Below are 14,092 nucleotides of genomic sequence, written 5' to 3'. Positions count from 1 at the left end.
GTTCGATATATCGTATTTCTTTTATATCGAACATATTTCTTCTATATCGAATTATAGATGATGGACTATGTTTTTGCAACCCTTAAAGGAGATATCGATGGCATCTATCAACGAAAATATTGGCTTCAATCTCAAAAAAATCCGGAAAGACCGCGGTCTGACCCTTGAATCTTTATCTTCCCAGTCCGGAGTCAGCAAAAGTATGATCAGTGAAATTGAGCGGGGAATCCGCAATCCTTCGATTTCAATATTGTGGAATCTGGCTAATACGCTGAAAACACCTCTGAATTTCTTTTTGAAAGACCCCGTTCCTGATACGGCAGTCATTTACCGTGCAGGCACTCTGCCTGATATTACAGGTCCCGGTTACTGCTATCATCCCCTGATGAATTTTGACGATACCAAACGAATCGAACTCTACTCCGGTGTTTTTTATCCAGGCGGCTGTACGACAGAACAGATTCATTATACCGGTGTTGAAGAATATACTCTTATCGCCTCAGGCAATTTGACACTCCACCTGGCTGATTCCGTCTATACCGTAAAAACCGGAGAAATTCTCCACTTCACAGGCGATAAACCTCATTGGTACTGCAATGAAGGAACTGATGAAACCCACGTCTTTGTTATGATGTACTATCCTGACACTTGAATCAGTAATATGTAAAACAAATGGAAATCATTTCATAGATTCATGCCATAAAAAAATAAGGCCCATCGTCATGTGATGAGCCTTATCTATTGCTGTTTATCAATATTTCAATGCATAGTCCAGAACGCGCCGGACGTTGGCTTTTGTTTCTTCAAAACTTTCTCCCGGCTGGGCTTCATATAATTTATGGAAGCCATCAAACATGCTGGGATCGTAGTAATACTGATGACCGGCTACCAGATCGGGATTCTGGGTTTCTTCAATCCAATCTATTTCTACTTTCCCATATTCCGGGTTTTCTGCAATCAGGTCCTGCAGGGCCTGTCTGGCATTGGCGCAGTACGGGCAGCCTGTCAGATAAAAAGCTGTAATTTTTTTCATGTCTATACACTCCTTATATTTTGTATTGGCAGGCCGGATATCCGCTCTGCCTGTAAGTTGAACAAACGCATATTCTATATTGTTACTATAACATAATTCGATATGAAATTTCCACCAAAAATTAGAAAAAGCCGGAGCCGTCTCATCATGACAGCTCCGGTTTTCTTACATTACATCATATTTTATTTTTATGCTTCTTCTGTTTCAGCTTTTTTGTCGGGAACGACAGCCTTGTAAATCAGGCCGACGATGAATCCAACTACGAGGAACGGAATCCAGTCCATGCCGAGGGAATGGAGAGGCAGTCCCTGGAAGATAGCGTCAACAGGTCCAAGCGGAACCTTAGCCGTCTGCAGGCCCGTTACGAGAGCCGGCACAAAAGTGAAGGCTGTCGAGCAGACCCATACACAGCGGCGGCCGCCGAACAGATTGTGTGTAAAGGTAAGAATAATGTTAGCAACGACCAGAGGATATACGAACATCAGGACCGGGATAGCCGCGACGATAATGGTCTTCAGGCCGGCAGTTGCTACCGCAAAGGATGCGATGGTAAAAATGGTAACGTAATTCTTATAGCTCGTCTTGCCGATGAGCTGATGGAAGTACGCTGCGCACGAGGTAATCAGACCGATAGAAGTGGAAAGACAGGCCAGGAGTACGATGACTGCCAACAGCAGGGCACCGCCATACCCGAAGAGAATCTGAGCGCTCATGGAAAGGACAGGAGCACCTGTTTCCTGAATGGAAATGGCCTGTACGGACTGGGCACCGAGATAAGCGACGAAGACGTAGACGAAAGCGAGCAGCGATACAGCCAGGCCGCCGGCTTTGAATACTTCATGGGTAATTTCTTCTTTCGTCGTGGCACCGTCTTCCTTGACGAATTCGATGACCAGAATAGCAAATACGAAGGCTGCGATAGCATCCAGTGTATTGTAACCATCAATAGCGCCCTGTGCCAATGCCGTCGTTGCCGTAGCATAAGCCGGCAGCGGATTCTGGGGAACGCCCATAGGCGTAATCAGGGATTTTACAATCAGTGCCAGAATGGTGAGCAGCAGAGCCGGCGTCAGGATTTTTCCGATGCGGTCAACCAGTTTGGCCGGGTTGATGGAGAGCCACCAGGAAAACACGAAGAATAATACCAGGAACGCCCACATAATCGGCTGGGAACCGCCACCATCGAGGAGCGGACGGACAGCGATTTCATAGGAAACCGTCCCGGTTCTAGGAATAGCAAAGGCAGGACCAATAGCCAGATAGGAAATGACCGTGAAGAAAATAGCGTATCTTTTATCTACACGATTCATTAATTCCTGCAGGTTGCTGCAGCCCGAATAGCCCATGGCCAGTACGCCCAGAAGCGGCAGCCCTACACCGGTAATAACGAAACCAGCAACAGCGTACCAAACGTTCGTACCTGCCGCCTGACCCATGGATGCAGGGAAAATAAGGTTACCGGCACCAAACCATAAGGCGAATAACATTAAGCCAATTGCGATCGTTCTATTGCCCTTTTTTCCTCCCATACGTCAAACCTCCTTACTTATAAGAACAGATAATATAGAATAATAACAACATACCAGAAGCTCGGCTTCATTTATTGTTTGTTTTATTCTATCATAAATTTTTAAAGTTATCCACCCTTTTAAGTAGCAGATTTGCATATTTAACCTTATTTTAACTTTGTTCTAATCTTCATTTAATTTGAATGTGAATTTTTTCCTTTATAATATCTGAATTGCCATAATAAAACAAAAAGATTATCTGATTGCTCACCATAATTCCTAAAATTATTCGATTTTATTTTTTAAGCATACTTTCATTGTCCGTACGACATAATCATTTTCTTCTCTGCCGCGGACAGCTAGGCGGATATAGTATGGAGTAAGGCCGGGATAGTTGCTGCAGTCACGGATGAGGATGCCCTGCTCCTGCATCTGCCCAGCCAGTACCGCAGCCGTCATGCCCGTCTCCCTGATATGGCATAACAAAAAATTAACAGACGGCGGGCAGACTGTCACACCGGAAATACGCGACAGTTCCTGTCTCATTCTCTCTCCTTCTTCTGCCACCATTTTGCAGGATATCTGTTGATATTCTGTCTCCCGGAGAGCCGCAATCCCGGCAATCTGGGCCAGTGTATTGACATGCCAGACGTCGGTCTGCTCCATCAGTCCCTGTATGACCGTTGCCGGGGCGATGCCAAATCCGAGCCGCAGTCCGGGAAGAGCATAAAATTTCGTCAGGGAATGAATGACAAAGACGTGTCCGGACCGGCTGGCAAAATCTGCCACAGTGAAGGCAGTCCTGTCATTGCGGAAATCGAGAAAGGATTCATCCACAATGACACATTGGCCCCGTGACGCTGCCCGTTCAATAAACGGAATCAGCTCCTGCCGCCTGATAAGATTTCCCGTAGGGTTATTGGGATTACCGAGGACAATGCAATCAGCACCTTCCGCCTGACGTTCTATGGCAGCCAGATCAGGCTGAAACGCTTTATCCGGATCCAGATAGGCATACACTATTTCTGACCCGGCAGACCGGGCGGCCCGTTCGTATTCGCTGAAAGCCGGTACGGGAATACAGACGCGGCAGAAATGAAAATGGTGGAAGTACAGATACAATAGCTCGGCGGCTCCATTTCCGGGAATGATGGCATCAGCAGGGATACGATAAAACTGGGACAAGGCTTCCCGTAGTGCCGTACAATCGGGATCTGGATAATGAACGACATCGTCCAGATGAGCCGCTATAGCCGCTCTGACTCCTCCAGCCAGTCCCAGGGGATTGATATTGGCACTGTAATCCAGCACGGGCCGGTCACCGGTATGACGGTATATATTGCCTCCATGTTCAAAGGGACGGATCATATAGTCACTCTTCTTTCTTTATGTCCATGGCACCGCTGATGAGCGGCACTATATTTAGCAACGTATAGTCCGGGAAGCGGGCAGTCAAGGACGCCATATACTGCTTTATTTTTTCAAACGGAGTATGGGAAGAAAATAATACGCCGCATACGGTCCCGCTGTGGGCCGTATTGACACCAAGAGCGCCCATTTTCCGGCAGGCCCGGACGAGCTGAAAAAAATCCGGCTTTGGTAATACCGCCTGGTGAGCCAGGGCACTCCTGGTCGCCGCCTCCCCAATCCGCTGCTCTGTCAGGCCCTCATCAAGGAGCGAGAGTGCTGACACGGCCGGAGCCGTATGAAGCGGCATAGTATCATCCCACTGCCGGTGAAAGGCCTGTGTATCCACCGTTCCGCCCGTATCCAGTATGGCAATCCGGATGGGAGGGACCGGCGCATAGGAACGGATAAGATTGCCGCTGCGGTACTGGATCAGCAAGAGTCCCCGGGCAAATACGCCATCAACGGGATCGACCCGGGCCGCCAGATGACCTACTTCCTGCTCACTCAGCACCGTACCGCAGGCACAGGCTACGGCCTGTATCACAGCTGCCACGTCGGCACTGCTCGATGCCATGCCTTTTCCCCGGGGAATGGACGAAGTAAGGCTCACATGATAGGGAAAGACAGAACGTTGCAGATGCGCCAAAGTGACCTTCATGGCCTGCGTTGCTTTTTCCGGAAGCCGGGAAGGGGCCGGGCGGTCAGACACACAGACCGTACTGTACAACGGTACCGGGCAGGTCAGGAGAAAAGGCGTCCCGTGACAGATACCCTGTACCAGTTCTCCGCAGGAGCCGGGAACCCGGACACGTATCACCATAAGCTCCTCCCAGCCCAGCACAGGACCGTAAGAGCAGTGCCCATGAGAGTCACGGCATACATGAGGCGTACAGCTCCACGGATATGACGGGCCCGCAAAGCCTGCCGCGCATCCCCCATATAGGCCCGGAAGGTCATCTTGCCGAAATAGGAATTATACCCGCCGAGACGGATATCCAGCGCCCCCGCCACCGAAGCTTCGGCGTAGCCTCCATTGGGACTGGGATGTTTTGCGGCATCACGGCGCATCATACGCCAGGCATTGCCGTAATCCAGACGCAGGAAAAAGGCGGCTGTGACAAATAACAGTCCCGTAATCCGCGCCGGGATAAAATTGCAGATGTCATCCAGCCGTGCTGCCGGCCGGCCGAAATACAGATATTTTTCATTCTTATACCCCAGCATAGAATCCATCGTATTGACAGCCCGGTAGAGAACTGCCAGGGGAAGACCGCCGATGGCATAGAAAAACAACGGTGAAATAATTCCGTCCGTCGTATTTTCCGCTACCGTTTCTACGGTCGCCCGGACAATTTCTCCTTCATCGAGCTGATCCGTATCGCGGCCTACAATCCAGCCGACTTTTTCCCGGGCTGCGCCCAGATGATGATGAATGAGGAATGTATAGATTTCCTCTGCCGCGCTGGCCAGACTGCGCGGACAAATGGTAAAGCTCAGGAGCAGTGCCTCTGCTCCTGTCGTGACATAGGGGTTTCCCAGTGCGTCGAGCCCCCAGTACAAGAGGTACAATACGTTGAATACGACCAGAAGAACAAGGAGGACCACGACCAGACCGGCCATCATCTGCCGGATGGGGCGGGTCCGGCTGGTATAAAAGAGACGGTCCAGAAAGCCGATGAGCCGCCCTATAAGTGCCACCGGATGGAGACGCGTACAGGGATCTCCAATCAGGGTATCAATCAGTAATGCTGCCAAACAAGTTATCATAAGTCACTATCACTCATTATCCGTAATAATTTATCCATATCGAGATGACGCGCTGTCACCGCTGCCAGACGGTCATAGCTGCGTTCTTTTTCTGCCTTGTAATTGCGCTGTGCCGGAAGTGGCGCCAGACCTTTATGACGACGCAGAATATTGAGCATATCCCGGCGGAACTGGTCGTTGTCAAAGAGGCCATGGATATAGGTGCCAAAGACCAGTCCGTCTTTCCGGGCCGTTCCGGCTGTAAGCGAACAATCTTTGCCTGAACGCTGGCATACCACAAAGGGCTCGGATGCGCCGGAATCTACGACAGTCTGGCCCATATGGATTTCGTATCCCGTAAGGTCACGGGCCTCAAGAGTCTCTCCCATAAAAGGAAAAGGACGGCACAGGGCCTGCACCTGATAGGTCTGTTTCCAGTCGGCAAAGGTTGTCCTGACCGGCAGCAGCCCCAGACCGGCAGTTTCCGGGAAATCTGATTCCGTATGATGCGGGTCATAGATAACCTGCCCCAGCATCTGATATCCGCCACAGATACCGATGACAGGCGTCCCGTCTTTTACCAGCTTCAATACGGCCCCGGCCAGTCCCGACGCATAGAGCCAGCGCAGATCTTCCGTTGTATTCTTGCTGCCCGGCAGGAGGATGACATCGGGATGCCCCAGTTCCGCAGCCGTACGGACGTAATACAGGGATACATCCGGTTCGTCAGACAGGCTGTCGAAATCGGTGAAATTGGAAATCTTCGGCATCTGGATAACGGCTATCTGCACATCGCCGGTCCGGGGTGCGCGCGGTTTGTCATCGAGAGAAACCGAATCTTCTTCATCGATGCCCAGCTGCTCTATAAAAGGGATAACACCCAGCACGGGTTTTCCCGTCTTTTGTTCCAGGAAATCCACAGCTGGCGTAAACAAGGATATATCGCCACGGAATTTATTGATGATGAGACCTTTTACCAAATTCCGTTCCTCCGGCTCGAGCAGTTCCAATGTACCTACCAGTGCCGCCAGAGATCCGCCACGGTCGATATCGGCCACGAGCAGGACCGGTGCCCGGAGATACTTTGCAACGCGCATATTGACGATATCATGGTCCCGGAGATTGACTTCTGCCGGGCTGCCCGCTCCTTCGATGACAATCGTGTCATACTGGTGTTTCAGCCGCTCCAGCGCCTCCGTCACAGCGGAAAAGGCACGGAGGGAATACCCTGTGTGATAGTCCCGGGCAGACATATTGCCAAGCGGCATGCCATTGATGATTACCTGGGAGCAGCTGTTCCCCGTCGGCTTCAACAGGACAGGATTCATATCGACGTCCGGTTCCAGGCCGGCCGCCTCGGCCTGTGCTACCTGAGCCCGCCCCATTTCCAGTCCCTTTCGTGTCACGTATGAATTCAATGCCATGTTCTGTGCCTTAAACGGAACGACCTGCCGGCCCATGCGATAAAAAATGCGGCATAATGCCGTCGTCAGGATGCTTTTGCCTACATGGGAACTCGTCCCCTGCAGCATAATATATTGTGCCAAATCGATTCACCACCTGCGAAAGTGTAAGACATACATCATTATTATAAAGAAAACCTGCCGGAGATACAACCTCAGGCAGGTTTTGATTTGTTCATACTATATGCGGTTTTGACTGCGCTGTATGCCTTTTTACAGGATATAATGGCTCAGATCGACGTTTTGTACGACATCGTTCAGTTTGTCAGCCACGAAAGCTTTGTCAATCACGATATGCTTCGTTTCAATATCCGGTGCTTCGTAGGCCACGTTTTCCAGGATTTTTTCCAGGATGGTGTGGAGGCGGCGGGCACCGATATTTTCTGTTTCCTGATTGACCCGGTGGGCATATTCGGCAATGGCGTTGATGCCGTCATTGGTGAATTCAAGGGTAACCCCATCAGTCGCCAGTAGTGCCGTATACTGTTTGACCAGAGACTGGTTCGGTTCCGTCAGGATGCGGCGGAAATCATCGACCGTAAGCGACTGCAATTCCACGCGGATAGGAAAACGGCCCTGTAATTCAGGGATAAGGTCGCTCGGCTTGGATACGTGGAAAGCACCGGCGGCGATGAATAAGATATGGTCCGTCTTGACGGGGCCGTATTTCGTATTGACCGTAGCGCCTTCTACGATTGGCAGAATATCCCGCTGTACCCCTTCACGGGATACGTCAGGACCGTTGGAACGTCCTTTTTCGGCAATCTTATCGAATTCATCGATAAATACGATACCCGCTTCTTCCGTCGCTTCGATAGCTTTATCGACGATGACATCCATGTCCAGACATTTTTCCAGTTCTTCTTCTTTGAACACTTCCCGTGCCTTGGCGATGGTCATTTTTTTCATTTTTTTCTTCTTGGGAAGGATACTGCCCAGCATTTCCTGGAAATTATTCGTCAGTTCTTCCGTCGAGTTGCCCGTCAGGATGCCCTGGATAGTCCGTTCCTGTTCAGCTACTTCCACTTCGATTTCCCGGTCGTCCATCTTATGCTGGCGGATATCGTCGAGCATCTGCTGACGGCGGCCGGACATGGGTTCTTCCAACTGCTTTGGTTCTTCTTTTTCTTCTCCTTCATCGCCGGAAGAAAAGAAGACATCCATGGGGTTGGGGACTTTATCGGTCACGCTCTTCTTTTTCGGCCACAGGACCTGCAGAATACGCTTATTCGCTTCTTCTTCAGCTTTTTGTTCATAGCGCTGGCTTTCCTGTTCCTGAACCATGCGGATGGCATTGGCCACGAGGTCGCGTATGATTTGTTCTACGTCACGGCCTACATAGCCTACTTCCGTATATTTCGTCGCTTCGACTTTGATAAACGGCGCGCCGACCAGACGGGCCAGGCGGCGGGCGATTTCTGTCTTACCTACGCCGGTCGGTCCGATGAGCAGGATATTCTTTGGAATGATTTCATTCTGCATATCTTCACTCAGCCGTTTACGGCGCCAACGGTTGCGCAGGGCAATGGCTACGGATTTCTTGGCTTCGCCCTGGCCGACGATGTATTTATCCAGTTCAGCAACAATCTGCTTTGGCGTTAATTCTATTTCGTTCATGCTATACCTCTTTCCTACATTGATTATATTTCTTCTACGATTACATTATGATTAGTGTAAACGCAGATATCTGCCGCTATATGAAGAGATTTTTCCGCAATATCCCGGGCAGACAGGTCCGTATTCTGCAGCAATGCGCGTGCCGATGCCAGGGCATAATTGCCGCCCGAGCCGATTGCCAGCACACCGTCATCGGGTTCGATGACTTCCCCATTGCCGGAAATGAGCAGGATGCGCTGGCTGTCTGCGACGAGGAGCAGGGCTTCCAGCTTGTGCAGGATTTTGTCAGACCGCCAGTCTTTGGCCAGCTCGACAGCACTGCGTACCAGATTGCCGTTGTGTTCATTCAGTTTATCTTCAAAGCGGTCGAACAAGGTAAACGCATCGGCTACAGATCCGGCAAAACCACTGACGATTTTGCCATGGTACAGGCGACGGACCTTCTGGGCCGTTCCTTTCATAATGACCGAATTGCCCATCGTGACCTGTCCGTCACCGGCAATAGCCGTTTTGCCATCCCGCTGGACGGCACATATAGTCGTAGCATGAAATTCTGTTGTCATATCATATACTCCCTTTTATTTCATCAATTTCTTCCAGGGCCCGTTTGGCCAGAAGGCCATTCTTTTCTTTCTTTTTCATCCGTTTTTTGATTCCCAGTGGTTCCATGATGCCAAAATTGATGTTCATGGGCTGGAAATTATCATGGGGCGTTGAAATATACTGACTCAGACCGCCTATAGCCGTGCGTTTGGAAAAGGTCATGCAGGGCTTATCCTGCAGCAGCCGGGCGGCGTTGATACCTGCCAGAAGGCCCATAGACGCTGATTCCAGATATCCTTCGACACCGGTCAGCTGGCCGGCAAAGAACACATGTCTATTTTTCCGGTACTGAAGAGTTGCATCGAGCAGTTCCGGAGAATTGATATAGGAATTGCGGTGCATGACGCCGTAGCGGACAAATTCCGCCGATTCCAGGCCGGGAATCATGGAAAATACTCTCTTTTGTTCCGGGAATTTGAGATGAGTCTGGAAACCGACGATATTGTACAGCGTTGCGCTGCCATTATCCTGACGCAGCTGTACGACCGCATAGGGCAACTCTCCTGTACCGGGGATTTCAAGGCCTACAGGCTTCATGGGGCCGAACCGCAGTGTATCGATACCACGGGACGCCATGACTTCTACAGGCATGCAGCCTTCAAAGACGGCATCATTTTTTTCAAAATCGTGGAGTTCGGCACATTCTGCCGTCGTCAGGGCCTGCCAGAACGCTTCGTATTCTTCTTTCGTAAACGGGCAGTTCAGATAATCGGCTCCGCCTTTGCCATAGCGGGCAGCCCGGTATACTTTAGTCATATCCAGCGATTCCACAGTTACAATAGGCGCCGCGGCATCGTGGAAATGGAAATATTCTTCTCCTGTCATCTGGCGGATAGTCTCCGTCATGGCCGGACTGGTCAGCGGTCCCGTGGCGATGATACAGATCTGGTCCGAAGGGAGCTGCGAGACTTCTTCGTGCCGGACCGTCACCAGCGGATGATGCTGCAGATGGTCCGTAATATACTGACTGAAAGGGATGCGGTCCACGGCCAGGGCCCCCCCGGCCGGCACGCGGTGCGTATCGGCCGCCGCCATGATGAGCGATCCCAGACGGCGCATTTCTTCCTTCAGGAGGCCAACGGCATTTTCGATATTGGCAGCCCGCAGTGAATTACTGCAGACCAGCTCGGCAAAGAGAGCTGTATGATGGGCCGGAGACGGTTTGACCGGACGCATTTCAACCAGTTCGACAGGGATTCCCCGCTGTACCAGCTGCCAGGCGGCTTCTGAACCGGCCAGGCCTGCGCCGATGACGAGTACGCTATTCTTCATTCACTTCTTCACCCTTTTTATGATTTTCACATTCCGGATTGCTGCAGAAGAGCTTATCCGGACCTTTTTTATAATGTTTGATGGTCATAATACTGCCACAGAGCTTGCACTTCTTATCTACAGGCTGGTTCCAGAGGACGAAATCACATTCCGGATACTGGCTGCAACCGTAGAAGACGCGGCCTCTTTTGGACTTGCGCCGGATGAGCGTACCCTTGCCGCATTTGGGACAGGTAATGCCCAGATCATCGACAATGGCCTTGGTATTATGACATTCGGGAAAATTGGAACAGGCCAGGAATTTGCCAAACCGTCCGAATTTATAGACCATAGGCGCACCGCAGAGTTCACACACTTCTCCCGAATCCTGTCCGGCTACGGTGACTTTTTCCATGCCCTCTTCGGCCGCTTCCATTTCCGGCTCAAAGACATCATAAAATTCTTTCAGGACGTGGACATAGGTGTCCTTCCCCTGTTCGATGGCATCCAGTTCTTCTTCCATATGAGCCGTGAAGCTGACGTTGATGATGCGTTCAAAGAACTTTTTCAAGAGATCGACGATAATGACACCCAGCTCGGTCGGAACGAACTGCTTATCCTTCTTTTCGACATAATTGCGGTTCTGGATGGTATCCATAATCGGTGCATATGTACTCGGACGGCCGATGCCTTTTTCTTCCAGGGTCTTAATCAGGCTGGCTTCGGTATAGCGGGCCGGCGGCTGGGTAAAATGCTGGAGCGTATCGATAGTCTGGTTGTGGACGACCGTGCCGGCTTCAATAGACGGAAGTACGGAAAGAGTCTTATCTTTTTTCGTATCTTCATACAGTTCCGTAAACCCTTTGAACAGCACTGTATACCCGGCGGCTCTCAGTTCGTAAGGGCCGCTCATGATGACGATGGCCATATGTTCCGTTTCCACAGGAGCCATCTGGCTGGCCAGGAAACGGTTCCAGATGAGCGTGTACAGGCGCATCTGATCCCGTGACAAATACGGTGCCACCTTGTCCGGCGTCAGTTCAAGCGACGTAGGCCGGATGGCTTCGTGGGCATCCTGACTGGACTGTTTGGCCTTGTAGACATGGGCCTTGGCGGGAATATACTCTTTCCCATACGTTGCCGTAATGAAATCCCGGGCATTCTGCACCATATCGTCGTTGATACGGACCGAATCGGTACGCATGTAGGTAATAAGACCTACATGACCGTGTTCGCCGATATCAAGGCCTTCATACAGCTGCTGGGCCAGCATCATCGTCTTCTTGGCACCGAAATTGAGCTTGCTGACGCATTCCTGCTGCATCGTAGACGTCGTAAACGGCGGCTGGGGCTGGCGTTTACGCTTCCGCTTTTCTACTTTTTCTATACGGTCCGGCTCATGGCCGGCTTCTTCCTGTTTTTCCCACTGCAGGGCCGACGCAATAGCTGCGGCCTGTTCCCCGTTTTCAATAGATGCTTTTTTCCCGTCGATTTTCGTCAGTTCCGTATGTAGTTCCAGCCCGTCTTCCGTCTTGTATGTACCTTCTACGGTCCAGTATTCTTCCGGTACGAACGCCTTGATTTCCTCTTCCCGTTCGCAGATGAGCCGTACGGCAACAGACTGGACACGGCCGGCACTGAGACCCTTGCAGACCTTCTTCCATAGGAGCGGACTCAGTTTATACCCGACGATACGGTCCAGGACACGGCGGGCCTGCTGGGCATCCACTTTTTTCAAGTCGATCGGCTGGGGGTTCTCCATCCCCGCCAGAACGGCCTTCTTCGTTATTTCATGGAACATGACACGGCATGACGTATGGGGATCCATATCCAGCAGATAGGCCAGATGCCAGGAAATGGCTTCCCCTTCACGGTCCGGGTCAGTTGCCAGATAAACGGTTTTGGAGCGGACATACTCATTCTGCAGGTCTTCGATGAGTTTGCGCTTATCGAACATATTGGTATAGGTCGGTGTAAAATTATCTTCAATATTGACACCAAACTGATTGCGTGGCAGGTCGCGCAGATGTCCCCGGCTGGCCATGACCTTGTAGTCACTGCCCAGGAATCGTTCGATAGTCTTCGCCTTAGCCGGCGATTCCACAATGACCAGATTTTTTGCATTTTTAGGCAGGGGATCCATTTTCTTCAGAGGCTGCTTCTCCGGCAGGTGGACCGTGCCCTTGATGACCATCTTTTCGTCGCCGCCCTTTTTCTTACAGCCCCGGCCTTTCTTTTTCTTGTCGTCAATGACGATTGTTCGTTTGATTGGAAATTCTAACATCCCTATATCCCAACTCTCTGTGTATCATAGTATCGTATATATTCTGCATGATTATAAACCTATGTATATTCAGTTATCCATGATACACTATAATCTCTGCAGGTTCAACCTCTATTATAAGAAAACTGCCTGTCCTGATGTGCCGGGCCCACAGAAAAACAAGATGCACGACTTAAAATGACAGCTAAAAAGTCAGCCTCATCTGATGCCAGACGGCTCCGCCGTGGACAGATTTGCTGCTCACGCCTTCATCGATAAAGCCAAAACCGCTATAGTAGTGGATGAGCCGGTCTTTGCAGGTCAGGACCAATCCGCGCCGGCCCTGACGGCGTGCATCGTCAATCGCCACCTGGATGAGACGTCCGGCATAGCCTTTTTGGCGATGTGAAGGAATCGTATTGACGCCAAATATCATCTGCCATGCGCCCTGTTCATCATGCATGGCGGCCCGGGCATACATATCGTCTGTCAGGTCCGTTTCGTCAGTGACCATGCCATCGACAAAGGAAATAAGTGTATCGCCTTCAAAGAGGAGCCAGAAATGATTGGCGTAATACGTCAGCCGTTCGTAAAATTCATCTTTCGATGCCGCTTCAGCCGGAGGAAAACAAGCCGCTTCTACAGCGCTTACGGCGTCCAAGTCCTGGAGCGTGGCAGTACGGATAGTAATCATGATACAAATGTCTTTCCTTTCTATTCCATCAGTAAAATCGGAAAAGGGGCTGTCGCACGTGCGGCAGTCCCCTTTTTCTTATCTTCCACCATATTTATGAGCCACGTCGATGCGCAGCAGCGCTCGTTTCAGAGAAGCTTGCGCTCTGACTTCATCAAGGTCTTTTTTCTTTTCCTGCAGGCGTTTTTCCGCTCTGGCCCTGGACCGTTCTGCCCGGTCCAGATCGATATCTGCCGGCAGTTCAGCCGCCGGTGTGATGACCGTTATGGTGCTGCCATTGACTTCAAGGAACCCGGAAGCCACGCAGACACAATGACGCTTGCCATCTGTTTCATAAAACAGCGGCCAGATACGCAAAGAAGCAATGAGCGGTGCATGACCGGGCATAATGCCCAGGTCGCCATCGAGGGCACGGACGAGGACAAAACTAACATCCGTATCCAGGACAGCAGCATCAGGCGTGATAATTTCCAGGTGGATTGTTTTGCCTGTTTCTGCCATGCC

General features: G+C 50.9%; 13 protein-coding genes. 1 reads left to right on the top strand and 12 read right to left on the bottom strand.

Annotated elements, in window-relative coordinates:
• Nucleotides 1-97 precede the first annotated feature (97 nt).
• Nucleotides 98-652, top strand: a complete 555-nt coding sequence (locus DW949_RS03110) for an XRE family transcriptional regulator (RefSeq protein WP_158570624.1) — start codon at nt 98-100, stop codon at nt 650-652.
• 99 nt (nt 653-751) lie between these two features.
• Here the strand turns inward: DW949_RS03110 and DW949_RS03105 are convergent, their stop codons facing one another.
• The 12 genes from DW949_RS03105 to DW949_RS03050 all read right to left on the bottom strand — a co-directional run bounded on the left by DW949_RS03105 (nt 752) and on the right by DW949_RS03050 (nt 14,089).
• Nucleotides 752-1,033 carry a glutaredoxin gene (locus DW949_RS03105; protein ID WP_118021816.1) on the bottom strand — a complete coding sequence of 94 codons (282 nt, stop codon included), beginning with the start codon at nt 1,031-1,033 and terminating at the stop codon, nt 752-754.
• A gap of 188 nt (nt 1,034-1,221) precedes the next feature.
• The gene (gene brnQ, locus DW949_RS03100) at nt 1,222-2,562 is read right to left on the bottom strand and encodes a branched-chain amino acid transport system II carrier protein (RefSeq protein ID WP_118021815.1); all 1,341 of its coding nucleotides are present in this window, start codon (nt 2,560-2,562) and stop codon (nt 1,222-1,224) included.
• Between the two features lie 264 nt (nt 2,563-2,826).
• On the bottom strand, nt 2,827-3,909 hold the full coding sequence (gene cobD, locus DW949_RS03095) for a threonine-phosphate decarboxylase CobD (RefSeq protein ID WP_118021814.1): 1,083 nt from the start codon (nt 3,907-3,909) through the stop codon (nt 2,827-2,829).
• A 4-nt stretch (nt 3,910-3,913) separates the two neighbouring features.
• Nucleotides 3,914-4,771 carry a GHMP kinase gene (locus tag DW949_RS03090; RefSeq protein WP_118021813.1) on the bottom strand — a complete coding sequence of 286 codons (858 nt, stop codon included), beginning with the start codon at nt 4,769-4,771 and terminating at the stop codon, nt 3,914-3,916.
• Nucleotides 4,765-5,718 carry an adenosylcobinamide-phosphate synthase CbiB gene (gene cbiB, locus DW949_RS03085; protein WP_118021812.1) on the bottom strand — a complete coding sequence of 318 codons (954 nt, stop codon included), beginning with the start codon at nt 5,716-5,718 and terminating at the stop codon, nt 4,765-4,767. Before cbiB ends, DW949_RS03090 begins: the two co-directional genes overlap by 7 nt.
• Nucleotides 5,715-7,244 carry a cobyric acid synthase gene (locus tag DW949_RS03080; RefSeq protein ID WP_118021811.1) on the bottom strand — a complete coding sequence of 510 codons (1,530 nt, stop codon included), beginning with the start codon at nt 7,242-7,244 and terminating at the stop codon, nt 5,715-5,717. Before DW949_RS03080 ends, cbiB begins: the two co-directional genes overlap by 4 nt.
• A 129-nt stretch (nt 7,245-7,373) precedes the next feature.
• Entirely contained in the window at nt 7,374-8,777 is a 1,404-nt protein-coding gene (gene hslU, locus DW949_RS03075; protein WP_118021810.1) for an ATP-dependent protease ATPase subunit HslU, read from the bottom strand.
• Between the two features lie 23 nt (nt 8,778-8,800).
• Nucleotides 8,801-9,340, bottom strand: a complete 540-nt coding sequence (gene hslV, locus DW949_RS03070) for an ATP-dependent protease subunit HslV (RefSeq protein ID WP_059077238.1) — start codon at nt 9,338-9,340, stop codon at nt 8,801-8,803.
• A gap of 1 nt (nt 9,341) precedes the next feature.
• On the bottom strand, nt 9,342-10,652 hold the full coding sequence (gene trmFO, locus DW949_RS03065; RefSeq protein WP_118021809.1) for a methylenetetrahydrofolate--tRNA-(uracil(54)-C(5))-methyltransferase (FADH(2)-oxidizing) TrmFO: 1,311 nt from the start codon (nt 10,650-10,652) through the stop codon (nt 9,342-9,344).
• Nucleotides 10,642-12,915, bottom strand: a complete 2,274-nt coding sequence (gene topA / locus DW949_RS03060; RefSeq protein ID WP_118021808.1) for a type I DNA topoisomerase — start codon at nt 12,913-12,915, stop codon at nt 10,642-10,644. Before topA ends, trmFO begins: the two co-directional genes overlap by 11 nt.
• Before the next feature lie 184 nt (nt 12,916-13,099).
• Nucleotides 13,100-13,588, bottom strand: a complete 489-nt coding sequence (locus DW949_RS03055; RefSeq protein WP_118021807.1) for a GNAT family N-acetyltransferase — start codon at nt 13,586-13,588, stop codon at nt 13,100-13,102.
• Nucleotides 13,589-13,666: 78 nt separating this feature from the next.
• The gene (locus tag DW949_RS03050; protein ID WP_118021806.1) at nt 13,667-14,089 is read right to left on the bottom strand and encodes a F0F1 ATP synthase subunit epsilon; all 423 of its coding nucleotides are present in this window, start codon (nt 14,087-14,089) and stop codon (nt 13,667-13,669) included.
• Nucleotides 14,090-14,092: the final 3 nt, after the last annotated feature.

The sequence above is a fragment of the Megasphaera sp. AM44-1BH genome (genome assembly GCF_003467125.1).
Classification (GTDB): Bacteria; Bacillota; Negativicutes; order Veillonellales; family Megasphaeraceae; genus Megasphaera.
Note: the sequence above shows the minus strand (reverse complement) of the source record. Positions and strands in the feature narration are given on the sequence as shown.

What these genes read in the sequence shown, in the direction of transcription:
- DW949_RS03050 (WP_118021806.1), bottom strand. Translation starts at nt 14,089, where the DNA reads ATGGCAGAAACAGGCAAAACAATCCACCTGGAAATTATCACGCCTGAT.
- hslU (WP_118021810.1), bottom strand. Translation starts at nt 8,777, where the DNA reads ATGAACGAAATAGAATTAACGCCAAAGCAGATTGTTGCTGAACTGGAT.
- DW949_RS03105 (WP_118021816.1), bottom strand. Translation starts at nt 1,033, where the DNA reads ATGAAAAAAATTACAGCTTTTTATCTGACAGGCTGCCCGTACTGCGCC.
- hslV (WP_059077238.1), bottom strand. Translation starts at nt 9,340, where the DNA reads ATGACAACAGAATTTCATGCTACGACTATATGTGCCGTCCAGCGGGAT.
- topA (WP_118021808.1), bottom strand. Translation starts at nt 12,915, where the DNA reads ATGTTAGAATTTCCAATCAAACGAACAATCGTCATTGACGACAAGAAA.
- DW949_RS03055 (WP_118021807.1), bottom strand. Translation starts at nt 13,588, where the DNA reads ATGATTACTATCCGTACTGCCACGCTCCAGGACTTGGACGCCGTAAGC.
- cobD (WP_118021814.1), bottom strand. Translation starts at nt 3,909, where the DNA reads ATGATCCGTCCCTTTGAACATGGAGGCAATATATACCGTCATACCGGT.
- brnQ (WP_118021815.1), bottom strand. Translation starts at nt 2,562, where the DNA reads ATGGGAGGAAAAAAGGGCAATAGAACGATCGCAATTGGCTTAATGTTA.
- cbiB (WP_118021812.1), bottom strand. Translation starts at nt 5,718, where the DNA reads ATGATAACTTGTTTGGCAGCATTACTGATTGATACCCTGATTGGAGAT.
- trmFO (WP_118021809.1), bottom strand. Translation starts at nt 10,652, where the DNA reads ATGAAGAATAGCGTACTCGTCATCGGCGCAGGCCTGGCCGGTTCAGAA.
- DW949_RS03090 (WP_118021813.1), bottom strand. Translation starts at nt 4,771, where the DNA reads ATGGTGATACGTGTCCGGGTTCCCGGCTCCTGCGGAGAACTGGTACAG.
- DW949_RS03110 (WP_158570624.1), top strand. Translation starts at nt 98, where the DNA reads ATGGCATCTATCAACGAAAATATTGGCTTCAATCTCAAAAAAATCCGG.